The sequence below is a fragment of the Escherichia sp. E4736 genome (assembly GCF_005781225.1).
Lineage (GTDB): Bacteria > Pseudomonadota > Gammaproteobacteria > Enterobacterales > Enterobacteriaceae > Escherichia.
On sequence record NZ_VATT01000002.1, the window covers coordinates 134,345 to 156,249 of the forward strand.

At 52.9% G+C, this 21,905-nt stretch carries 25 protein-coding genes; 15 read left to right on the plus strand and 10 right to left on the minus strand.

Annotated features, from left to right (window positions below; translation table 11 throughout):
* Positions 1-133: 133 nt before the first annotated feature.
* From FEK46_RS01425 to FEK46_RS01450, 6 genes are all read left to right on the plus strand, one after another.
* On the plus strand, positions 134-1,288 hold the full coding sequence (locus FEK46_RS01425) for an AgaS family sugar isomerase (RefSeq protein ID WP_135559874.1): 1,155 nt from the start codon (positions 134-136) through the stop codon (positions 1,286-1,288).
* A gap of 12 nt (positions 1,289-1,300) precedes the next feature.
* On the plus strand, positions 1,301-2,161 hold the full coding sequence (kbaY, locus tag FEK46_RS01430; RefSeq protein ID WP_000022766.1) for a tagatose-bisphosphate aldolase subunit KbaY: 861 nt from the start codon (positions 1,301-1,303) through the stop codon (positions 2,159-2,161).
* Between the two features lie 166 nt (positions 2,162-2,327).
* Positions 2,328-2,804, plus strand: coding sequence for a PTS galactosamine transporter subunit IIB (agaB, locus tag FEK46_RS01435; protein WP_130219231.1), 477 nt, complete (start codon positions 2,328-2,330; stop codon positions 2,802-2,804).
* A 38-nt stretch (positions 2,805-2,842) separates the two neighbouring features.
* Complete coding sequence (agaC, locus tag FEK46_RS01440) at positions 2,843-3,646, plus strand: PTS galactosamine transporter subunit IIC (protein ID WP_130204632.1); 804 nt, start codon at positions 2,843-2,845, stop codon at positions 3,644-3,646.
* Positions 3,636-4,427 carry a PTS galactosamine transporter subunit IID gene (gene agaD / locus FEK46_RS01445; RefSeq protein ID WP_130204630.1) on the plus strand — a complete coding sequence of 264 codons (792 nt, stop codon included), beginning with the start codon at positions 3,636-3,638 and terminating at the stop codon, positions 4,425-4,427. Before agaC ends, agaD begins: the two co-directional genes overlap by 11 nt.
* Before the next feature lie 174 nt (positions 4,428-4,601).
* Positions 4,602-5,369: a galactosamine-6-phosphate isomerase gene (locus FEK46_RS01450; protein WP_130204654.1), complete on the plus strand. Its 768-nt coding sequence runs from the start codon at positions 4,602-4,604 to the stop codon at positions 5,367-5,369.
* A gap of 54 nt (positions 5,370-5,423) precedes the next feature.
* Here the strand turns inward: FEK46_RS01450 and rsmI are convergent, their stop codons facing one another.
* Positions 5,424-6,287 carry a 16S rRNA (cytidine(1402)-2'-O)-methyltransferase gene (rsmI, locus tag FEK46_RS01455; protein WP_135559875.1) on the minus strand — a complete coding sequence of 288 codons (864 nt, stop codon included), beginning with the start codon at positions 6,285-6,287 and terminating at the stop codon, positions 5,424-5,426.
* A 64-nt stretch (positions 6,288-6,351) separates the two neighbouring features.
* Here rsmI and lpoA point away from each other — a divergent pair, with 64 nt between their 5' ends.
* From lpoA to dolP, 4 genes are read left to right on the plus strand one after another with little or no spacing between them, the layout of a single operon-like run.
* Positions 6,352-8,388 carry a penicillin-binding protein activator LpoA gene (gene lpoA, locus FEK46_RS01460; protein WP_135559876.1) on the plus strand — a complete coding sequence of 679 codons (2,037 nt, stop codon included), beginning with the start codon at positions 6,352-6,354 and terminating at the stop codon, positions 8,386-8,388.
* Positions 8,346-8,741: a YraN family protein gene (locus FEK46_RS01465; protein ID WP_130204624.1), complete on the plus strand. Its 396-nt coding sequence runs from the start codon at positions 8,346-8,348 to the stop codon at positions 8,739-8,741. Before lpoA ends, FEK46_RS01465 begins: the two co-directional genes overlap by 43 nt.
* A gap of 19 nt (positions 8,742-8,760) precedes the next feature.
* A complete protein-coding gene (gene diaA, locus FEK46_RS01470; protein ID WP_001158034.1) occupies positions 8,761-9,351 on the plus strand; it encodes a DnaA initiator-associating protein DiaA in 591 nt (196 codons plus the stop codon).
* 9 nt (positions 9,352-9,360) lie between these two features.
* Positions 9,361-9,936, plus strand: a complete 576-nt coding sequence (dolP, locus tag FEK46_RS01475) for a division/outer membrane stress-associated lipid-binding lipoprotein (protein ID WP_000646037.1) — start codon at positions 9,361-9,363, stop codon at positions 9,934-9,936.
* 102 nt (positions 9,937-10,038) lie between these two features.
* Here dolP and FEK46_RS01480 read toward each other — a convergent pair whose 3' ends face one another.
* Positions 10,039-11,079: a permease gene (locus tag FEK46_RS01480; protein ID WP_130260165.1), complete on the minus strand. Its 1,041-nt coding sequence runs from the start codon at positions 11,077-11,079 to the stop codon at positions 10,039-10,041.
* A 72-nt stretch (positions 11,080-11,151) separates the two neighbouring features.
* The gene (locus FEK46_RS01485) at positions 11,152-11,787 is read right to left on the minus strand and encodes an NAD(P)H-binding protein (RefSeq protein WP_000084526.1); all 636 of its coding nucleotides are present in this window, start codon (positions 11,785-11,787) and stop codon (positions 11,152-11,154) included.
* Positions 11,788-11,914: 127 nt separating this feature from the next.
* Here FEK46_RS01485 and yhbO point away from each other — a divergent pair, with 127 nt between their 5' ends.
* Positions 11,915-12,433 (plus strand): protein/nucleic acid deglycase, encoded by a 519-nt coding sequence (gene yhbO / locus FEK46_RS01490; RefSeq protein WP_000037608.1) that lies wholly within the window; start codon positions 11,915-11,917, stop codon positions 12,431-12,433.
* Here yhbO and FEK46_RS01495 read toward each other — a convergent pair.
* Complete coding sequence (locus FEK46_RS01495; protein ID WP_130204618.1) at positions 12,413-12,856, minus strand: YhbP family protein; 444 nt, start codon at positions 12,854-12,856, stop codon at positions 12,413-12,415. The genes yhbO and FEK46_RS01495 overlap by 21 nt on opposite strands.
* 50 nt (positions 12,857-12,906) lie before the next feature.
* On the opposite strand from FEK46_RS01495, the gene yhbQ reads away from it, so the two are divergent.
* Complete coding sequence (gene yhbQ / locus FEK46_RS01500; protein ID WP_130204616.1) at positions 12,907-13,209, plus strand: DNA damage response exodeoxyribonuclease YhbQ; 303 nt, start codon at positions 12,907-12,909, stop codon at positions 13,207-13,209.
* On the opposite strand, the gene FEK46_RS01505 is transcribed toward yhbQ, so the two are convergent.
* Both FEK46_RS01505 and FEK46_RS01510 read right to left on the minus strand, forming a co-directional pair.
* Entirely contained in the window at positions 13,196-13,699 is a 504-nt protein-coding gene (locus FEK46_RS01505; protein WP_000908553.1) for an N-acetyltransferase, read from the minus strand. The genes yhbQ and FEK46_RS01505 overlap by 14 nt on opposite strands.
* Positions 13,693-14,217: an SCP2 domain-containing protein gene (locus tag FEK46_RS01510; protein WP_046081285.1), complete on the minus strand. Its 525-nt coding sequence runs from the start codon at positions 14,215-14,217 to the stop codon at positions 13,693-13,695. Before FEK46_RS01510 ends, FEK46_RS01505 begins: the two co-directional genes overlap by 7 nt.
* Positions 14,218-14,425: 208 nt before the next feature.
* Here FEK46_RS01510 and FEK46_RS01515 point away from each other — a divergent pair, with 208 nt between their 5' ends.
* The 3 genes from FEK46_RS01515 to FEK46_RS01525 all read left to right on the plus strand — a co-directional run bounded on the left by FEK46_RS01515 (position 14,426) and on the right by FEK46_RS01525 (position 17,396).
* Entirely contained in the window at positions 14,426-15,421 is a 996-nt protein-coding gene (locus FEK46_RS01515; protein ID WP_130204614.1) for a peptidase U32 family protein, read from the plus strand.
* 8 nt (positions 15,422-15,429) lie between these two features.
* Positions 15,430-16,308, plus strand: coding sequence for a U32 family peptidase (locus FEK46_RS01520; RefSeq protein ID WP_130204612.1), 879 nt, complete (start codon positions 15,430-15,432; stop codon positions 16,306-16,308).
* 80 nt (positions 16,309-16,388) lie between these two features.
* On the plus strand, positions 16,389-17,396 hold the full coding sequence (locus tag FEK46_RS01525; protein ID WP_130204610.1) for a luciferase-like monooxygenase: 1,008 nt from the start codon (positions 16,389-16,391) through the stop codon (positions 17,394-17,396).
* Positions 17,397-17,513: 117 nt separating this feature from the next.
* Here the strand turns inward: FEK46_RS01525 and mtr are convergent, their stop codons facing one another.
* The 4 genes from mtr to nlpI all read right to left on the minus strand — a co-directional run bounded on the left by mtr (position 17,514) and on the right by nlpI (position 21,877).
* Entirely contained in the window at positions 17,514-18,758 is a 1,245-nt protein-coding gene (mtr, locus tag FEK46_RS01530) for a tryptophan permease (RefSeq protein ID WP_130204608.1), read from the minus strand.
* 153 nt (positions 18,759-18,911) lie between these two features.
* Positions 18,912-20,813, minus strand: a complete 1,902-nt coding sequence (gene deaD / locus FEK46_RS01535; RefSeq protein WP_130204606.1) for an ATP-dependent RNA helicase DeaD — start codon at positions 20,811-20,813, stop codon at positions 18,912-18,914.
* The gene (gene yrbN / locus FEK46_RS01540; protein WP_010723222.1) at positions 20,806-20,886 is read right to left on the minus strand and encodes a protein YrbN; all 81 of its coding nucleotides are present in this window, start codon (positions 20,884-20,886) and stop codon (positions 20,806-20,808) included. Before yrbN ends, deaD begins: the two co-directional genes overlap by 8 nt.
* Before the next feature lie 106 nt (positions 20,887-20,992).
* Positions 20,993-21,877, minus strand: coding sequence for a lipoprotein NlpI (gene nlpI, locus FEK46_RS01545; RefSeq protein ID WP_000802080.1), 885 nt, complete (start codon positions 21,875-21,877; stop codon positions 20,993-20,995).
* Positions 21,878-21,905: the final 28 nt, after the last annotated feature.

The following is a 21,905-nucleotide window of genomic DNA, read 5'->3' on the forward strand; positions in this document are numbered from 1 at the left end:
TTTTCTCCATTGAACTTTCAGTTTCTTTTCTATAGATTTTAATCAACGAAAGAAATCACCAAGTGAAATGAAACGAAAGGCAAGCGAAAGCTACCACGCCGGAAGTCAAGTTCATCAGACTAAGGATTGAGTTATGTCAGAAAATTACACCCCTGCTGCCGCGACCACCGGTACATGGACCGAAGAAGAGATCCGTCATCAGCCTCGCGCATGGATCCGTTCCCTCACCAACATCGACGCGTTACGTTCCGCGCTCAATAACTTCCTTGAACCGTTACTGCGCAAAGAGAATCTGCGGATCATCCTGACCGGAGCCGGAACCTCGGCATTTATCGGTGACATCATCGCGCCGTGGCTTGCCAACCATACCGGCAGAAACTTCAGCGCTGTACCGACCACCGATCTGGTCACTAATCCGATGGACTACCTGAACCCAGCTCATCCGCTGCTGTTGATCTCCTTCGGGCGTTCCGGCAACAGCCCGGAAAGCGTTGCCGCCGTGGAACTGGCGAATCAGTTTGTACCCGAGTGCTATCACCTGCCGATCACCTGCAACGAAGCGGGCGATCTTTACCAAAACGCGATCAACAGCGACAACGCGTTTGCCCTGCTGATGCCCGCAGAAACACACGATCGCGGCTTTGCGATGACCAGCAGCATTACCACCATGATGGCCAGCTGCCTCGCGGTTTTCGCACCTGAGACGATCAACAGCCAGAGCTTCCGCGATGTGGCGGATCGTTGCCAGGCGATCCTGACCTCACTGGGCGATTTCAGCGAAGGTGTGTTTGGTTACGCACCGTGGAAACGGATCGTTTATCTCGGTAGCGGTGGCTTACAGGGCGCAGCACGCGAGTCGGCGCTGAAAGTGCTGGAACTAACGGCGGGTAAACTGGCGGCCTTTTATGATTCCCCGACCGGATTCCGTCATGGCCCGAAATCGCTGGTCGATAACGAAACGTTGGTGGTGGTATTTATCTCCAGCCACCCTTACACCCGTCAGTATGATCTTGATCTGCTGGCAGAACTCCGCCATGACAACCAGGCAATGCGCGTAATCGCCATCGCCGCGGAAAGTAACGATGTTATCGCCGCTGGCCCGCATATCATCCTGCCGCCATCCCGTCACTTTATCGACGTTGAACAGGCATTTTGCTTCCTGATGTACGCCCAGACGTTTGCACTGATGCAGTCGTTGCACATGGGCAATACGCCGGATACCCCGTCCGCCAGTGGCACCGTAAACCGCGTGGTGCAAGGCGTAATCATTCATCCGTGGCAGGCATAAGAGGATCGCATTATGAGCATTATCTCCACCAAATATCTGTTACAGGACGCCCAGGCCAATGGCTACGCGGTGCCAGCCTTTAACATTCATAACGCCGAGACGATCCAGGCGATCCTCGAAGTATGTAGCGAAATGCGATCGCCAGTCATCCTCGCCGGGACGCCGGGGACCTTTAAACATATTGCGCTAGAAGAGATTTACGCTCTGTGTAGCGCCTATTCCACAACCTACAACATGCCGCTGGCGCTACATCTCGACCACCACGAATCACTCGATGATATTCGCCGAAAAGTCCACGCAGGCGTACGCAGTGCGATGATCGACGGCAGTCACTTCCCATTTGCCGAGAACGTGAAGCTGGTGAAATCGGTTGTCGACTTCTGCCACTCGCAGGATTGCAGCGTGGAAGCAGAACTGGGCCGTCTGGGCGGTGTTGAAGATGACATGAGCGTCGACGCCGAAAGTGCATTCCTGACCGATCCACAAGAAGCTAAACGCTTTGTCGAACTGACTGGCGTCGACAGCCTGGCGGTAGCGATTGGTACGGCGCACGGCTTATACAGCAAAACGCCGAAGATTGATTTCCAGCGGCTGGCGGAAATTCGTGAAGTGGTGGATGTTCCTCTGGTGCTGCATGGTGCCAGCGATGTCCCGGATGAATTTGTCCGCCGCACTATTGAGCTTGGTGTAACAAAAGTGAACGTTGCCACGGAATTGAAAATTGCCTTCGCAGGTGCGGTAAAAGCCTGGTTTGCGGAAAATCCGCAGGGTAATGATCCTCGTTATTATATGCGCGTCGGTATGGATGCGATGAAAGAAGTCGTCAGAAATAAAATTAATGTCTGTGGTTCAGCGAATCGAATTTCCGCGTAATCATTAATTTTATACGATTTTTCAGAATGCACTGCCCGATTAATATCGGGGAGTGCCTTAATGGCAAAGGAGATAACTAAACCTTAATAAATACATCAGTACAATATCGCAACAATAATATATTTAAAAAGATTATATTATTCAACTTTATGGTGAGGATTACACAATGAGCAGTCCAAATATTCTCTTAACCCGTATTGATAACCGTCTGGTTCATGGCCAGGTTGGCGTGACCTGGACATCCACTATCGGTGCGAATCTGCTGGTAGTCGTGGATGATGTCGTCGCTAACGATGATATTCAACAGAAATTAATGGGTATTACCGCAGAAACCTACGGCTTTGGCATTCGTTTCTTTACTATCGAAAAAACCATTAATGTTATCGGAAAAGCTGCGCCGCATCAGAAAATCTTCCTGATTTGCCGTACGCCACAAACGGTACGTAAATTGGTAGAAGGTGGTATTGACCTGAAAGATGTCAACGTCGGTAATATGCATTTCTCGGAAGGGAAAAAGCAAATCAGCAGTAAAGTGTATGTCGATTCTCAAGATCTCACGGACTTACATTTTATTAAACAACGCGGCGTAAATGTTTTTATCCAGGACGTCCCCGGCGATCAAAAAGAACAAATTCCTGACTAAATTTAAAATCGCCTTAATATTGGTTTGAGGTAATAAAAATGCATGAAATAACCCTAATTCAGGGGCTATCCCTGGCGGCGTTAGTTTTCGTTCTGGGGATTGATTTTTGGCTGGAAGCCTTATTTTTATTCCGCCCGATAATCGTTTGTACCCTCACTGGCGCTATTCTCGGTGATATTCAGACTGGCTTAATTACCGGTGGTCTGACAGAGCTGGCTTTCGCCGGATTAACCCCTGCCGGGGGTGTTCAGCCGCCCAACCCGATTATGGCGGGTCTGATGACCACCGTCATTGCGTGGTCTACGGGCGTCGATGCCAAAACGGCAATTGGTCTTGGCCTGCCGTTTAGTTTGTTAATGCAGTACGTCATTCTGTTCTTCTATTCGGCATTCTCATTATTTATGACCAAAGCCGATAAATGCGCGAAAGAGGCGGATACAGCAGCGTTTTCCCGACTTAACTGGACAACAATGCTGATTGTCGCTTTAGCGTATGCGGTGATTGCTTTCCTCTGTACTTACCTGGCGCAGGGCGCGATGCAGGCGCTGGTGAAGGCGATGCCCGCCTGGCTGACCCACGGCTTTGAAGTGGCTGGCGGCATTCTACCTGCCGTTGGTTTTGGTCTGCTGCTGCGCGTGATGTTCAAAGCGCAATATATCCCTTACCTGATCGCTGGTTTCCTGTTTGTTTGCTACATCCAGGTCAGCAACCTGTTGCCGGTTGCCGTGCTGGGCGCAGGCTTTGCGGTGTATGAGTTTTTCAATGCGAAATCCCGGCAGCAAGCGCAACCGCAGCCCGTTGCCAGTAAAAATGAAGAAGAGGACTACAGCAATGGGATCTGAAATCAGTAAAAAAGATATCACCCGTCTGGGCTTTCGTTCGTCGCTGCTGCAAGCGAGCTTTAACTACGAAAGGATGCAGGCGGGCGGTTTTACCTGGGCGATGTTGCCGATCCTGAAAAAGATTTATAAGGACGACAAACCGGGCTTAAGCGCGGCGATGAAAGATAACCTCGAATTTATTAATACCCATCCGAATCTGGTCGGATTCCTGATGGGATTGTTAATTTCGATGGAAGAGAAAGGGGAAAACCGCGACACCATTAAAGGTCTGAAAGTGGCGCTGTTTGGCCCAATCGCCGGGATTGGCGATGCGATTTTCTGGTTCACTTTGTTGCCGATTATGGCGGGAATTTGCTCATCATTTGCCAGCCAGGGAAACCTGCTGGGGCCGATTCTGTTCTTCGCCGTGTACCTAATTATCTTTTTCCTCCGCGTCGGCTGGACCCACGTTGGTTATTCGGTCGGCGTAAAGGCTATCGATAAAGTTAGAGAAAACTCGCAGATGATCGCCCGTTCGGCAACCATCCTCGGGATCACGGTAATCGGCGGGCTGATCGCTTCATATGTGCATATTAACGTGGTGACGTCGTTTGCTATCGACAGTACCCACAGCGTCGCCCTGCAACAGGATTTCTTCGATAAAGTCTTCCCGAATATTTTGCCGATGGCTTATACCCTGCTGATGTATTACTTCCTGCGGGTGAAAAAAGCGCATCCGGTGCTGTTAATCGGCGTGACTTTTGTGCTTTCCATCGTTTGTTCCGCCTTCGGCATTTTATAAATAAAACGAGGCACTGCGTCTGGCGCTGCCTCAGATTGTTAACAAAGATCGCTTTGTTCATGCCGGATGCGGCGTTACCGCCTTATCCGGCCTACAAAATCATGCAAATTCAATATATTGCAGAAACGATGTAGGCCTGATAAGCGTAGCGCATCAGGCAATTTTGCGTTTGCCATCGGTCTGAGCATCGCACCTGACGGAGCCTCTTTACTTAAGGAATTTCATCCTGTGCAAATCCTTCAGCAAGTTGAAAACTATACGGCGTTAAGTGAACGCGCCAGCGAATATTTATTGGGTGTGATTCGTAGTAAACCGAACGCCGTGATCTGCCTGGCGACCGGAGCCACGCCATTACTGACGTATTATTATCTGGTGGAGAAAATCCACCAGCAGCATGTTGATGTCAGCCAGCTGACCTTCGTCAAGCTCGACGAATGGGTGGATCTGCCATTAACCCTGCCCGGCACCTGCGAAACCTTCCTTCAGCAACATATCGTACAGCCGCTGGGGCTACGTGAAGACCAGTTCATCAGCTTTCGCTCTGAAGATATTAACGAGACGGAGTGTGAGCGGGTAACGAACCTGATTGCGCTCAAAGGTGGTATCGATTTGTGCGTACTTGGACTGGGGAAAAACGGTCATCTGGGGCTGAACGAGCCGGGAGAAAGCCTGCAACCGGCCTGCCATATCAGCCAACTTGATGCCAGAACGCAGCAACATGAAATGTTAATAACCGCGGGTCGCCCCGTAACCCGGGGGATCACCTTAGGACTGAAGGATATTCTCAATGCCCGCGAAGTTTTGCTACTGGTGACTGGCGAAGGAAAGCAGGATGCAACAGCGCGTTTTCTCACGGCTAAAGTCTCCACCGCTATCCCGGCTTCGTTTTTATGGCTGCATAACCATTTCACATGCGTGATTGATGAGATGTGTCGTCGTTAACTCGCCTGGTACAGGCGTTGTAGCTCTATTCCTGCTGCGACGCCTGTAATCAAATCACTCCCCTTGCTGCTCCAGCGCGTACTTATACAGCGCGTTTTTCTTCACGCCGTGAATTTCTGCTGCCAGCGCCGTCGCTTTTTTCAGCGGAAGCTCGGCCTGTAACAGCGCCAGCGTGCGCAGTGCATCGGCGGGTAAGTCGTCTTCCTGCGCCTTATGGCCTTCGACAATCAGCACCATTTCGCCTTTGCGGCGGTTTTCATCTTCCTTTACCCACGCCAGCAGCTCGCCAACGGGCGCGCCGTGAATGGTTTCCCAGGTTTTGGTGAGCTCACGAGCCAGCACCACGTAGCGCGATTCGCCCAATACCGCAACGATATCTTCCAGGCTATCTAACAGACGGTGGGTCGATTCATAAAAAATCAGCGTACGTGGTTCCGCTTCAATGGCTTTCAACGCATCGCGACGACCTTTTGATTTGGCAGGCAGGAAGCCTTCATAACAAAAACGATCGGATGGTAAACCCGCAGCGCTTAACGCAGTGATGGCAGCACATGGCCCCGGTAGTGGCACTATGCGAATCCCCGCTTCACGGCAGGTACGCACCAGATGGTAGCCAGGATCGTTAATTAGCGGCGTTCCAGCATCGGAAACCAGCGCAATGTTTTGCCCCTCTTGCAGCTTCGCCAGCAGCGTTTCGGCTTTTTGTTGTTCATTATGGTCATGAAGCGCGAACAACCGGGCGTTTATCCCAAAATGTTGCAGCAGTAAACCGGTATGACGGGTATCCTCGGCAGCAATCAGATCAACGGCCTGCAATACCTCAAGCGCACGCTGGGTAATGTCCGCCAGATTACCGATTGGCGTAGGTACAATATAGAGCTGGCCTTGAGAATTATCCGCCGATTGGTGTTGTTTCATTGTGTCGTCCGTATTGCCGATTTAATATTGAGCATTGCGTAAAAAAAATATCACTGGATACATTATGGTACCCTCAACATTTTCTCGTTTGAAAGCCGCGCGTTGTCTGCCTGTTGTTCTGGCAGCCCTAATTTTCGCCGGTTGTGGCACCCATACCCCCGATCAGTCCACTGCCTACATGCAGGGGACGGCGCAGGCCGATTCTGCCTTTTATCTACAGCAGATGCAGCAAAGCTCTGATGATACCAGGATCAACTGGCAATTACTCGCCATTCGTGCACTGGTGAAAGAAGGCAAAACCGGGCAAGCGGTGGAGTTGTTTAACCAACTACCGCAAGAACTAAACGATACCCAGCGTCGCGAGAAAACGCTGCTGGCGGTAGAAATCAAGCTGGCGCAAAAAGATTTTACTGGCGCACAGACCTTGTTAGCAAAAATCACGCCGACCGATTTAGAACAAAACCAGCAAGCGCGCTACTGGCAGGCGAAAATCGATGCCAGCCAGGGACGTCCTTCCATTGAATTACTGCGTGCGTTAGTCGCCCAGGAACCTCTGCTCGGCGCGAAGGAAAAGCAACAGAATATTGACGCTACCTGGCAAGCGCTATCGTCCATGACCCAACAGCAGGCGAATACGCTGGTGATTAACGCCGACGAAAATATCCTGCAAGGCTGGCTGGATCTGCAACGCGTCTGGTTTGATAACCGTAACGATCCCAACATGATGAAAGCCGGGATCGCTGACTGGCAAAAACGTTATCCGAACAACCCGGGCGCGAAAATGCTGCCAACACAGTTGGTAAACGTAAAAGCTTTCAAACCAGCGTCAACCAATAAAATCGCCCTGCTGCTGCCGTTGAATGGTCAGGCTGCGGTATTTGGTCGCACAATTCAGCAAGGCTTTGAAGCGGCGAAAAACATTGGCACTCAGCCAGTGGCCGCCCAGGTAGCTACCGCGCCTGCCGCTGACGTGGCAGAACAACCCCAGCCACAAACCGTGGATGGCGTTGCCAGCCCGGCACAAGCCTCGGTTAGCGATCTAACGGGTGAAGAAACCGCAGCGCAGCCGGTGCCTGTAAGCGCCCCTGCGGCAAGTACTGCGGCGGTAAGCACGCCAGCGAATCCAGCCGCAGAACTGAAAATCTACGATACCTCTTCACAACCGCTTAGCCAGATCTTAAGCCAGGTTCAGCAAGACGGCGCGAGCATTGTGGTCGGTCCGCTGCTGAAAAATAATGTTGAGGAGTTGCTGAAGAGCAACACTCCACTGAACGTTCTGGCGCTGAATCAGCCGGAAAATATCGAAAACCGCGCTAATATCTGTTACTTCGCGCTATCGCCGGAAGATGAAGCACGCGATGCGGCACGTCATATTCGTGACCAGGGGAAACAGGCGCCGCTGGTGCTGATCCCGCGCAGTTCGCTTGGCGACCGCGTAGCAAACGCCTTCGCGCAAGAGTGGCAGAAATTGGGTGGCGGTACCGTTCTGCAACAAAAATTTGGTTCCATCAGCGAATTACGCGCGGGCGTGAATGGCGGCTCCGGCATCGCTTTAACGGGTAGCCCGATTACCCCCAGAGCGACAACTGATTCCGGCATGACCACAAACAATCCGACGCTGCAAACCACACCAACCGATGACCAGTTCACTAATAACGGTGGTCGTGTCGACGCGGTCTATATTGTGGCAACGCCGGGCGAAATCGCTTTCGTCAAACCGATGATCGCCATGCGTAACGGCAGCCATAGCGGCGCAACGCTGTACGCCAGTTCCCGCAGCGCACAAGGCTCCGCTGGCCCTGATTTCCGACTTGAGATGGAAGGATTACAGTACAGCGAGATCCCGATGCTGGCAGGCGGTAATCTGCCGTTAATGCAGCAGGCGCTCAGCGCGGTGAATAACGATTATTCGCTGGCTCGCATGTATGCAATGGGTGTTGATGCATGGTCGCTGGCAAATCATTTCTCACAAATGCGCCAGGTTCAGGGTTTTGAAATCAACGGTAATACCGGAGGTCTGACGGCTAACCCGGATTGCGTGATTAACAGGAAGTTATCATGGCTACAGTACCAACAAGGTCAGGTAGTCCCCGCCAGTTAACCACTAAACAGACCGGCGATGCGTGGGAAGTACAAGCGCGTCGCTGGCTGGAAGGCAAAGGACTGCGGTTTATCGCCGCTAACGTGAACGAGCGTGGCGGCGAGATCGATCTGATAATGCGTGAAGGCCAGACCACCGTTTTTGTCGAAGTGCGCTACCGCCGCTCTGCCCTATACGGCGGCGCGGTAGCCAGTGTGACCCGCAGCAAACAACACAAATTATTACAGACTGCCCGCTTGTGGCTCGCGCGTCATAATGGGAGTTTTGATACTGTGGATTGCCGGTTCGATGTGGTAGCCTTCACCGGGAATGAGGTTGAGTGGATTAAGGATGCCTTTAATGACCACTCATAATTAAGGTTTAAGGATTAGCGTGCAAGAAAGAATTAAAGCTTGCTTCACTGAAAGCATTCAAACTCAAATTGCGGCGGCAGAGGCGCTTCCGGATGCCATCTCCCGTGCAGCCATGACGCTGGTTCAGTCTCTGCTCAATGGCAACAAAATCCTCTGTTGTGGTAATGGAACCTCCGCTGCCAACGCACAGCATTTTGCTGCCAGCATGATCAACCGTTTCGAAACGGAGCGGCCCAGCCTACCTGCCATTGCACTAAATACTGATAATGTTGTCTTAACGGCGATTGCCAACGATCGCTTACATGATGAAGTGTATGCAAAACAGGTACGAGCGCTGGGTCATGCGGGAGATGTATTGTTAGCCATTTCTACTCGCGGTAACAGTCGCGATATCGTTAAAGCTGTTGAAGCCGCCGTTACGCGTGATATGACCATTGTGGCATTGACCGGCTATGACGGCGGTGAACTTGCAGGTTTGTTAGGGCCACAGGATGTGGAGATCCGCATTCCTTCGCATCGTAGTGCTCGCATTCAGGAAATGCATATGCTGACGGTAAATTGCCTGTGCGATCTGATCGATAACACGCTTTTCCCTCACCAGGATGATTAAGGAGAATACATGAAGGCATTATCGCCAATCGCGGTCCTTATTTCCGCGCTGCTGTTGCAAGGTTGTGTTGCCGCTGCCGTAGTGGGTACCGCTGCTGTGGGTACCAAAGCCGCAACTGACCCACGCAGTGTCGGTACCCAGGTGGACGATGGTACTCTGGAAGTGCGCGTGAACAGCGCATTGTCGAAAGACGAGCAGATTAAGAAAGAAGCGCGCATTAATGTAACGGCCTATCAGGGCAAAGTGCTGCTGGTTGGGCAGTCACCAAACTCTGAACTTTCGGCTCGCGCCAAACAGATTGCTATGGGCGTAGATGGCGCGAATGAAGTGTATAACGAGATTCGTCAGGGCCAGCCGATTGGTCTGGGCGAAGCATCTAACGATACGTGGATCACCACCAAAGTGCGTTCGCAGCTCTTAACCAGCGATCTGGTGAAATCGTCCAACGTGAAAGTGACCACCGAAAATGGTGAAGTGTTCCTGATGGGGCTGGTGACTGAACGTGAAGCGAAAGCAGCGGCAGATATTGCCAGCCGGGTGAGCGGCGTGAAGCGTGTAACCACAGCGTTTACGTTTATTAAATAGCAGCCCCTTGTAATGCCTGATGCGACGCTTGCCGCGTCTTATCAGGCCTACAACGATACAAAACGTAGTCCGGATAAGGCGCTCGCGCCGCATCCGGCATATTTACAACAACAGCGCCAGCCCGCCGACAATCACACCAGACACTGCCACCATCGCCCCCGTCAGCCATAAGGCTTTTGCCGGGAACGCTTTACGCAGCATAATCAGCGACGGCAAACTCACTGCCGGGAGCGTCATCAACAATGCCAGCGCCGGAGCAGTTCCCATACCTGCCAGCATCATCGTTTGCACAATTGGAATTTCTGCCGCCGTCGGAATGACAAACAAGCATCCTGCTACCGCCATCGCCACCACCCACATCAGGCTGTTATCGACCGCACCATCGGCATGGGGGAATAACCAGACACGAGCGGTCCCCAACACCAGTACGGCAAGGATATAAACCGGGATCGTGCTCCAGAAAAGCGTCCATAGCGCCCTGCCCCAGCGGCTAAAAAATCCGCCCTGCACTTCCGGCATGTCAATTTCGACCGGTGCCTGCGTTTGCGGTGTCTCACGCACCCATTTTTGCACCAGCGTCGCAATCAGCAACACCATCACCAGCCCCGCCACCAGACGAATCGCGGCAAAGCCCCAGCCGAGGACAAATCCCATAAACACCAGCGTCGCCGGGTTTAACAACGGATTCCCCATCCAGAATGCCAGCGCACCGCCCATCGACACTTGTTGGCGACGCATCCCCGCCGCGACCGGAGCCGCACAGCAGGTACACATCATACCCGGCAGCGAAAACAGCGTTCCCAGCAGCGTGCCGCGAAAGCGCGATTGCCCAAGCGTGCGCAGCAGCCAGTCACGCGGGATCAGCACCTGAATCAACGAGCCGAGAAGCACACCCAGCACCGCCGCTTTCCATACCGCGAGGAAATAGATCATCGCGTAATCCAACGCCGCTTGCCACGGATTAGCATCCGCCTGCGCAAGGATAGATTTACCGATACTGTGGGTTTCAGCGGCAGTAAACGCTTTGCCGTAGTAAGGTTGCCATTTCACATACCAGAGACCGGCAATGACAACGAGAAAGAAAAGCGCGGGTTTCCACCACTGAATGGGCGTTGCCGCCTGAGATGAAGACTGACCAGTCATAGCATTCCCCAGGAATAAGTTATGATAATTGAGCGCGTGAATATTACGCTCACTATCAATTCTTGGGAATAATTATTCAGCTCTTTTGCGTAATTCTGAAGAGCTTAAAATGGTCACGCCTTCATGCTCTGGCCGCATCGCCTCTGCCAGCATGACCCGCGCCACGTCTCTCGCATCAATGGATTTCCAGTTACCGGGTAACAAACGGAACAGCGGCGCAAAAAGCGTTTCGTTCATCCGCTGTTTGCTACGATCGCCCAGCAACATCGACGGGCGAGCGATGGTTAGTTTCGGCCAGTTCTGGGCGATTAATGCTTCTTCCATCTCCCCTTTGACGCGGTTATAGAAAAACGGCGAGTGGGCATTGGCACCCATAGCACTAACCACCAGCATATGCTGAGCGCCCAGTCGCCGCCCGGTTAATGCGGTGTCCACAACCAGCGTGTAATCGGCATGAATAAACGCCTCTTTGCTCCCCGCTTCTCGCCGCGTGGTGCCGAGACAACAAAACACAATGTCGATGGGATCGGTGACCTGCGCCAGCGCGTCGGTCAGTTGCGGATCATGGGGATTAAACACGCCAGGCATATCGCCCAACGGGCGTCGCGTCGGCGCGGCTATGGCGTTAACTTTCGGTTCATTAATCAACATCCGCAGCAGGTGACCGCCCACCAGCCCCGTTGCGCCTGTAATCAGTACCTGACTCATCTTCGCTCCTTTACAGAATTGTCCGCCTTGCGCTCCCTGGTACATGCACCAGGCTTAATAGTCTACGAGGTAATTATCCCCGATCGTGAGAAATTCGCCTCATCCAATGCAACAACGCGGAGGAAACATGAGTAAGAAGATTGCCGTTTTAATCACTGATGAATTTGAGGATTCAGAATTCACTTCACCCGCAGACGAGTTCCGTAAAGCCGGACACGAAGTGATTACCATTGAAAAACAAGCGGGTAAAACGGTGAAAGGCAAAAAAGGAGAAGCCAGCGTGACCATCGATAAATCCATCGATGAAGTGACGCCAGCAGAGTTTGATGCCCTGCTGCTACCAGGCGGTCATTCACCGGATTATCTGCGTGGCGACAACCGTTTTGTCACCTTTACCCGAGATTTTGTGAATAGCGGCAAACCTGTTTTCGCCATCTGTCACGGCCCGCAGCTGCTGATCAGCGCCGATGTGATTCGGGGGCGCAAACTGACCGCCGTTAAACCGATCATTATTGATGTTAAAAACGCGGGCGCGGAATTTTACGATCAGGAAGTGGTGGTCGATAAAGATCAGCTGGTTACCAGCCGAACACCGGACGATTTGCCAGCGTTTAACCGCGAGGCGTTACGCCTGCTCGGTGCCTGAATTACGTAGCCAAATCATTTTTTTACCAAAGCCCAGCGTATTGTCGGTGAATTTGATTTCATCGAGCCGGATTTCCCACACCGGCGCCGACAGCATTCGGGCAACCGGAAAGCGACGATTGTACGCCTTGCGCGCGTGGTCGCTTTCCTCACCTTCCAGCCTGCGGATCTCGCCTTTAAACTGCACGCCACGGATTAACGCTACCGTTTTTGGCTGCCCGTTTACCGTTCCGGCAACCGCCGCCTGCGGCCCGCTCATCTGCGCGTGGCGCGTTTTTTCTTCCGTCAAAATGTAGAAGGCAACTTTCTGCGCATCAAAAAGATAAAAGGCATTAGCGCACCAGAGTTCCCCTTCCTGCTGCACACACCAGGTGACAACATGTTGTTTTGCCAGCCAACGGCTGATGGCGGTGAGTGTTTCCATTGCTGTTCTCTTTTATACTGTGGGCCAGACCTTAACATGTGACGCAGACGATGACACCCTGGTTTCTTTACTTGATCCGTACCGCCGACAATAAGCTTTATACCGGGATCACCACGGATGTCGAACGCCGCTATCAGCAACATCAGAGCGGCAAAGGGGCAAAAGCACTGCGTGGGAAAGGTGAACTAACGCTGGCGTTTTCCGCGCCAGTGGGTGACCGTTCGCTGGCACTACGGGCGGAATATCGCGTTAAGCAACTGACCAAACGGCAAAAAGAGCGTCTGGTAGCGGAAGGCGCAGGGTTTGCAGAGTTATTAAGGAGTCTGCAAACCCCGGAGATTAAAAGCGATTGAAGTGATCGTGATACTCAACCAGTCCGGTTACGCCGTTCAGCGCGTCATCCGCTAAACGATGTACCTGGAAGGCGCTTTCAGTGCCCGGCCAGCGACAACGCAAATCGTGATGCGCAGCCAGCTCAAAGCCGAAACGACTGTACAGCGCAGGATCGCCCAGCGTCACCACTGCGGCATAGCCGAACTCATTAAGCGAATCGAGTCCTTCATAGACCAGTTGGCGTGCCAGCCCCTGTCCACGGTATTTTTCATCAACCGCCAACGGAGCCATGCCGACCCATTGCAGGTCTTCGCCCTGCACATCAACCGGACTGAATGCCACATAGCCAATGACCTGACCTTCGTCATCTGTCGCCACCAGGCCCAGCGTCAGAAAGCCATCTTCACGCAGATCGTGAACCAGCTTCGCTTCCGCATCGCTTTCGAATGAACGACGCAGCAGGGCATCAATACCCGGCGCATCAATGGGAATTTCTACTCGAATTAGCATGGTTCACCTACCGATGTCTGTTTGGTTTCAGGCGCGGTTTTCATTCCCGCCTCAACAAAATCCGCCAGTTGCAGCAGCATCATACGTAAGGCTTTCGGCATCTGCTCCAGTTCAATGGCGTCCATCAGGTTTTTCACATACAGCCCCAGCTCCGTATCGCCTTCAATCATCAGCCGACGCTGGAAGAAGAGCGTGTCTGGATCTTGTTTACGCGCCGCAATCATCAGCAGATCGCTGGCGTCGGCACTAAAACTCACATCAGCTTGCGCGTTCTGGCTGACAACCAGTTTGCCATTCACCACCGAGGTAAACCATTGCAGGTCAATATCACGCACATGAATACTTAACCAGCGGCCTTCAAGAAACTCCAGCTCGCCGTCGTCCAGCGCCTGACGGAATTGCCAGCTTAAGACCTGCTCAAGAACCTGGCGTTTAAGCGCAAATGGCGTCAGTTTTACCGGTACACTCAACAGAGATGGCCCCAAATGCACAATGCGGGAACGCAGTTTATCCAACACGAGTTTTACTCCCTGCTTCAACAATCATCCTATTTTGCCATATTGGAAAAATAACATGGCGGTATAAATCAACAATTCCATATGAAATTGCTGCTACCACCAATACAACTTTAACTGCCTTAAATCAAAAATTGTCGCAGCAGGGTTAACTAAAATCCCAGTTCGTTAACATTTTTGCGCTTTGACTGCGCAACCTTCAGGAAAAATTATGGAGCTGCTCTGCCCTGCCGGAAATCTCCCGGCGCTTAAGGCGGCCATCGAAAACGGCGCAGATGCTGTTTATATCGGGCTAAAAGATGATACTAATGCCCGTCACTTCGCCGGCCTTAACTTTACCGAGAAAAAATTGCAGGAAGCGGTGAGTTTTGTTCATCAACATCACCGCAAACTTCACATCGCAATTAACACTTTTGCGCATCCGGACGGTTACGCCCGTTGGCAGCGCGCCGTGGATATGGCGGCGCAGCTGGGTGCCGACGCGCTGATCCTCGCCGACCTCGCCATGCTGGAGTACGCCGCCGAGCGATACCCGCATATTGAGCGTCATGTGTCAGTGCAGGCTTCGGCAACCAATGAAGAGGCGATTAACTTCTATCATCGCCATTTTGACGTTGCCCGCGTGGTGCTACCGCGCGTGTTGTCGATTCATCAGGTGAAACAACTGGCGCGGGTTACCCCTGTACCGCTGGAAGTGTTCGCTTTCGGCAGCCTGTGCATTATGTCGGAAGGGCGTTGCTACCTGTCGTCGTATCTGACGGGGGAATCGCCCAACACCGTGGGCGCGTGTTCTCCGGCCCGCTTCGTGCGCTGGCAACAAACGCCGCAGGGGCTGGAATCCCGCCTGAACGAAGTGCTGATCGACCGTTATCAGGACGGCGAAAACGCAGGTTATCCGACGCTGTGTAAAGGGCGTTATCTGGTGGACGGCGAGCGTTATCACGCGCTTGAAGAACCAACCAGTCTCAATACCTTGGAACTGCTGCCGGAGTTAATGGCGGCAAATATTGCTTCGGTGAAAATTGAAGGCCGCCAGCGTAGCCCGGCGTATGTCAGCCAGGTGGCGAAAGTCTGGCGTCAGGCTATCGACCGTTGTAAGGCCGATCCGCAAAACTTCATACCGCAAAGCGCGTGGATGGAGACGCTCGGGTCGATGTCCGAAGGCACGCAGACCACCCTTGGCGCGTATCACCGTAAATGGCAGTGAGAAAAGCAATGAAATATTCCTTAGGGCCGGTGCTGTGGTACTGGCCAAAAGAGACGCTGGAAGAATTTTATCAGCAGGCCGCAGCCAGCAGCGCCGACGTGATTTATCTTGGTGAAGCGGTATGCAGCAAGCGCCGGGCAACCAAAGTTGGCGACTGGCTGGAGATGGCAAAATCGCTCGCCGGAAGTGGCAAGCAGATTGTGCTCTCCACGCTGGCGCTTGTGCAGGCATCCTCCGAACTGGGCGAACTGAAACGCTATGTTGAGAACGGTGAGTTTCTGATTGAAGCCAGCGATCTCGGCGTGGTGAATATGTGCGCTGAGCGCAAACTGCCGTTCGTCGCCGGGCATGCACTGAACTGCTACAACGCGGTGACACTGAACATATTGCTTAAACAGGGCATGATGCGCTGGTGTATGCCGGTGGAGCTTTCCCGCGACTGGCTAGTGAATCTGCTTAATCAGTGCGATGAACTGGGCATTCGCAACCAGTTTGAAGTGGAAGTCCTGAGCTACGGTCATCTGCCACTGGCCTACTCCGCCCGCTGCTTTACCGCGCGTTCGGAAGACCGCCCGAAAGATGAGTGTGAAACCTGCTGCATTAAGTATCCGAACGGGCGCAACGTGCTGTCGCAGGAAAACCAACAAGTGTTTGTACTCAACGGCATTCAGACCATGAGCGGCTACGTTTACAACCTCGGTAACGAGCTGGCATCCATGCAGGGATTGGTTGATGTGGTCCGCCTGTCACCGCAGGGTACTGACACTTTCGCGATGCTCGACGCCTTCCGCGCTAATGAAAATGGCGCTGCGCCACTACCGCTGACGGCAAACAGCGACTGTAACGGCTACTGGCGGCGGCTGGCCGGGCTGGAGCTGCAAGCGTAAGTATATAGCTCACTTTGTTAACAACTTTAACTACTCTTTAATGCAGTATTAAAGATTAATCGGTAACAAAGTGAGCTGTTATGACTGATAAAACCATTGCGTTTTCGCTACTCGATCTGGCCCCCATTCCCGAAGGTTCTTCAGCGCGAGAAGCGTTCTCCCACTCTCTCGACCTCGCCCGTCTGGCTGAAAAGCGCGGCTATCATCGCTACTGGCTGGCTGAACACCACAATATGACCGGCATTGCCAGTGCTGCAACGTCGGTATTGATTGGCTATCTGGCGGCGAATACCACCACGCTGCATCTGGGTTCCGGCGGCGTGATGTTGCCTAACCACTCACCGTTGGTCATTGCCGAACAGTTCGGCACGCTTAATACACTCTATCCGGGGCGAATCGATTTAGGGCTGGGACGTGCTCCAGGTAGCGATCAGCGGACAATGATGGCGCTACGTCGTCATATGAGCGGCGATATTGATAATTTCCCCCGCGATGTCGCGGAGCTGGTGGACTGGTTTGACGCCCGCGATCCCAATCCGCATGTGCGCCCGGTACCGGGCTATGGTGAGAAAATCCCGGTGTGGTTGCTAGGCTCCAGCCTTTACAGTGCGCAACTGGCAGCGCAGCTTGGTCTGCCGTTCGCGTTTGCCTCACACTTCGCGCCGGATATGCTGTTCCAGGCGCTGCATCTTTATCGCAGCAACTTCAAACCGTCAGCACGGCTGGAAAAACCGTACGCGATGGTGTGCATCAATATTATCGCCGCCGACAGCAACCGCGATGCCGAATTCCTGTTTACCTCGATGCAGCAAGCCTTTGTGAAGCTGCGCCGCGGCGAAACCGGGCAACTGCCGCCGCCGATTCAAAATATGGATCAGTTCTGGTCGCCGTCCGAGCAGTATGGCGTGCAGCAGGCACTGAGTATGTCGCTGGTGGGCGATAAAGCGAAAGTGCGTCATGGCTTGCAGTCGATCCTGCGCGAAACCGACGCTGATGAGATTATGGTTAACGGGCAGATTTTCGACCACCAGGCGCGGCTGCATTCGTTTGAGCTGGCGATGGATGTGAATGAAGAGTTGTTGGGATAGTGTGTTTTAACGCGGGAAGCCTTATCCGAGCTGGCAACGCAGTCCTACGTAGGCCTGATAAGCGAAGCACATCAGGCATTGTGTAGGCAGCAGACATGTCGGATAAGGCACCGCTGATTACTGATACACCGGCAGCAAATTAAAGCTCGATAAAATATGGATCAATGCGTTACCAACGCCAAACACCAGAATCAGCACAATCATCGGTTTGCCGCCCCAGACGCGGAATTTCGGGCTACCAAAGCGTTTACGTGATGCGCGGGCCAGCAACGCCGGAACTATTGCCGCCCAGATGGTAGCCGCTAAACCGGCATAACCAATGGCGTACAGGAATCCGTTCGGGAACAGCAGACCACCCACGACAGGCGGGGCAAAGGTCAGCAATGCTGTTTTCAAACGGCCCATAGCCGAGTCGTCGAAACCAAACAGATCTGCCAGATAGTCAAACAAACCCAGCGTTACGCCAAGGAACGAACTCGCTACCGCAAAGTTTGAGAACACGACCAGCAGAAGGTCCAGGCTACGGCTGTTCAGCACGCCGCTTAATGCCTGTACCAGCACATCAATATTACCGCCCTTCTCGGCGATGCCGATAAACTCCGGACGAGGGATGTTACCCATCGTCGCCAGCAACCAGATGGTATACAGCGCCAGCGCCATCAGCGTACCGTACACCAGGCATTTCACGATGGTTTTCGGATCTTTGCCGTAATACTTCATCAGGCTCGGCACGTTACCGTGATAACCAAACGACGCCAGGCAGAACGGCAGGGTCATCAGCAAATACGGCGCATAAGACGCATTGCTTTCGGCGACGTTGAACAATGTCGCAGGCTGTACATGCCCCAGCAGGCTACCGAAGGTGAGGAAGAAGGTAATGACTTTCGCCCCCAGCACAATCGCCGTCATCCGGCTGACCGCTTTGGTGCTCAACCACACCACAAACGCCACCAACAGTGCAAAACCAAAACCCGCCGCGCGTGCCGGGACGTTCAGCGACATCTCCGCGAAGGTGTGATGCAGAATCGAACCACTGGCAGAAATATAGGCATAGGTCAGGATATAGAGCACAAAGGCAATGGAAATGCCGTTGACCACGTTCCAGCCTTTGCCCAGCAAATCTTTGGTGATGGTGTCAAAACTCGAACCGATTCGGTAATTCAGGTTAGCTTCCAGAATCATCAAGCCGGAATGCAGCATACAGAACCAGGTGAAGATCAGCGCCGCCATTGACCAGAAGAACCACGCACCGGACATGACCACTGGCAGAGAAAACATCCCTGCGCCAATAATGGTGCCGCCGATAATCACCACGCCGCCAAGCAGCGACGGTGACGTTTGGGTGGTGGTTAGTGTTGCCATGAGGGCTTCTCTCCAGTGAAAAATAGTGCGACTGCGTTGTTATGTATTGCACTGTACCAGTACATGAGTACAAAAGACAGAAAAAAAGCCCCGATTGTTAAAATCGGGGCTGTATATATTATTTTACAGACTGTGTTCGCTGTTCAGCGATGATTACGCATCGCCACCGAAACGACGACGACCGGTAGAGTCATCACGACGCGGTGCGCGGCCTTCACGACGTTCACCGCTAAAACGGCGACCATCACCACGACCACCTTCACGGCGTTCACCGCTGAAGTTACGACCGCCTTCACGACCACCTTCACGACGCTCACCACTGAAACCACGACCACCGCCACGACGCTCACCGCCAGTATGCGGCTGTGCATCGCCCAGTAACTGCATGTTCATCGGCTTGTTGAGAATGCGAGTGCGCGTAAAGTGTTGCAGCACTTCACCCGGCATACCTTTCGGCAGTTCGATGGTGGAGTGAGAAGCAAACAGCTTGATGTTACCGATGTAACGGCTGCTGATGTCGCCTTCGTTAGCAATCGCGCCAACGATATGACGAACTTCAACACCATCATCACGGCCCACTTCAATGCGGTACAGCTGCATATCGCCAACGTCACGACGTTCACGACGCGGACGATCTTCACGGTCGCCGCGCGGGCCACGGTCGTTACGATCGCGCGGACCACGATCATCACGGTCACGGAATTCACGTTTCGGACGCATCGGCGCATCTGGCGGAACAATCAGAGTACGTTCACCCTGTGCCATTTTCAGCAGTGCGGCTGCCAGAGTTTCGAGATCCAGCTCTTCACCTTCTGCAGTCGGCTGAATTTTGCTCAGCAGTGCGCGGTATTGATCCAGATCGCTGCTTTCCAGCTGCTGCTGTACTTTAGCGGCGAATTTTTCCAGACGGCGTTTGCCCAGCAGTTCTGCGTTCGGCAGTTCTACTTCCGGAATAGTCAGCTTCATAGTACGTTCAATGTTGCGCAGCAGACGACGCTCACGGTTCTCAACGAACAGCAGCGCGCGGCCAGCACGACCCGCACGACCGGTACGACCGATACGGTGAACGTAAGACTCAGAATCCATCGGGATATCGTAGTTAACCACCAGGCTGATACGCTCAACGTCCAGGCCACGGGCCGCAACGTCGGTCGCAATCAGGATGTCCAGACGACCATCTTTCAGGCGTTCCAGTGTCTGCTCACGCAGCGCCTGGTTCATGTCACCGTTCAGCGCGGCGCTGTTGTAGCCGTTACGCTCAAGAGCTTCAGCCACTTCCAGAGTCGCGTTTTTGGTACGAACGAAGATAATCGCCGCATCAAAATCTTCCGCTTCCAGGAAACGTACCAGTGCTTCGTTTTTACGCATGCCCCAGACAGTCCAGTAGCTCTGGCTGATGTCAGGACGGGTCGTTACGCTGGACTGAATGCGCACTTCCTGCGGCTCTTTCATAAAGCGGCGGGTAATGCGACGAATCGCTTCCGGCATGGTTGCAGAGAACAGAGCGGTCTGATGACCTTCCGGGATCTGCGCCATAATGGTTTCAACGTCTTCGATGAAGCCCATGCGCAGCATTTCGTCAGCTTCATCCAGAACCAGACCGCTCAGTTTAGAGAGGTCCAGAGTGCCACGTTTCAGGTGGTCCAGCAGACGGCCCGGAGTACCGACAACGATCTGCGGCCCCTGACGCAGGGCGCGTAATTGCACGTCATAACGCTGGCCGCCGTACAGGGCAACCACGTTTACGCCGCGCATGTGTTTAGAGAAATCCGTCATTGCTTCAGCAACCTGTACCGCCAGTTCGCGGGTCGGTGCCAGCACCAGAATCTGTGGTGCTTTCAGCTCAGGATCAAGATTCTGCAGCAGAGGTAAAGAGAATGCTGCAGTTTTTCCGCTCCCCGTCTGGGCCATACCCAGAACGTCGCGGCCATTCAGCAGATGTGGAATACACTCTGCCTGAATTGGAGATGGTTTTTCGTAACCCAGATCGTTAAGGGCTTCAAGGATAGGAGCCTTCAGGCCCAGATCTGCAAAAGTGGTTTCGAATTCAGCCATGTAGTACGTGTGCCTCAAAATTAATGGCGGCCAGTCTACATAACTCATCATGAAATTGATCAGCAATTTTCATTGAAAAGTGTGAACCGGCTCAAAGTAGGTGTATTAACGAACAACAACGCCCTCACCCGTTAAGGTGATGGCAATCAAATAAGATTACGGGCTGATGTGTACGTCAGCTATTGCTGGTCCGATTCTGCCAGGTCATCTTGGTCCTGGCCCAGGAGCGATAATTCCAACAATGCGTATCGGTGCTCAACAAAGTTATGAACGTTGTTGGCAACCGCCAGTTTGAACAGTGCCGTGGCGCTGTCCAAATCCCCCAGACTTAGGTAGTACTTACCTAAATAGAAGTTGGTTTCACTGAGATGCTCAGCGAGCGAGGTGTTATCCGTTGCGTCCGCCTTGAGCCTTTCCATTAACGTTTGTTCGCTAATGTTGCCCAGGTAGAACTCGACAATGTTCCATCCCCACTGTTCCTTGTCCGATTTTTCGAAGTGCTGTTTCAACACTTCTTTAGCCTGCTTCTCATCGAGCTTCTGCTCGGCGAGATAAAGCCACAGACTACGGAAAGGATCATTGGGATCGTCTTGATAAAACGCCAGCAGATCATCTTGCGCTAACTTGTCACGACCGCCGTAATATAATGCGATCCCGCGATTCAAGTGCGCGTAGTTGTAAGTTGGATCAAGCTCAAGTACAGAATCAAACGCTTCATAGGCAGCATCAAAATTGCCTGCCTGCGTTAAATATATGCCTAAGTAATTGAATACTTCAGGCATATCCGGTCGGATTGCCAGCGCTTGCGAAAAATCGTTACGCGCTAATGCCCTCAGACCGAGACTATCATACAACACTCCGCGCTCATATAAAAGCTGTGCGCGTTCGTCATCGGTTAAAGCCCGACTGGCAAGGATTTGTTCCATACGTGCCAGAATCACTTCCTGCTGTAAAGTCGGTTGCAATGGTACCGCGAGGACTTCACTTTTACGCCAGGAAGTATTACTGCATCCTGCAAGCGTAAGTGCTGTCGCAACGAAACACCAGCGCAAAAAAGGCTTCATTTCCCACTCCCGAAGACCACGGTTGAAT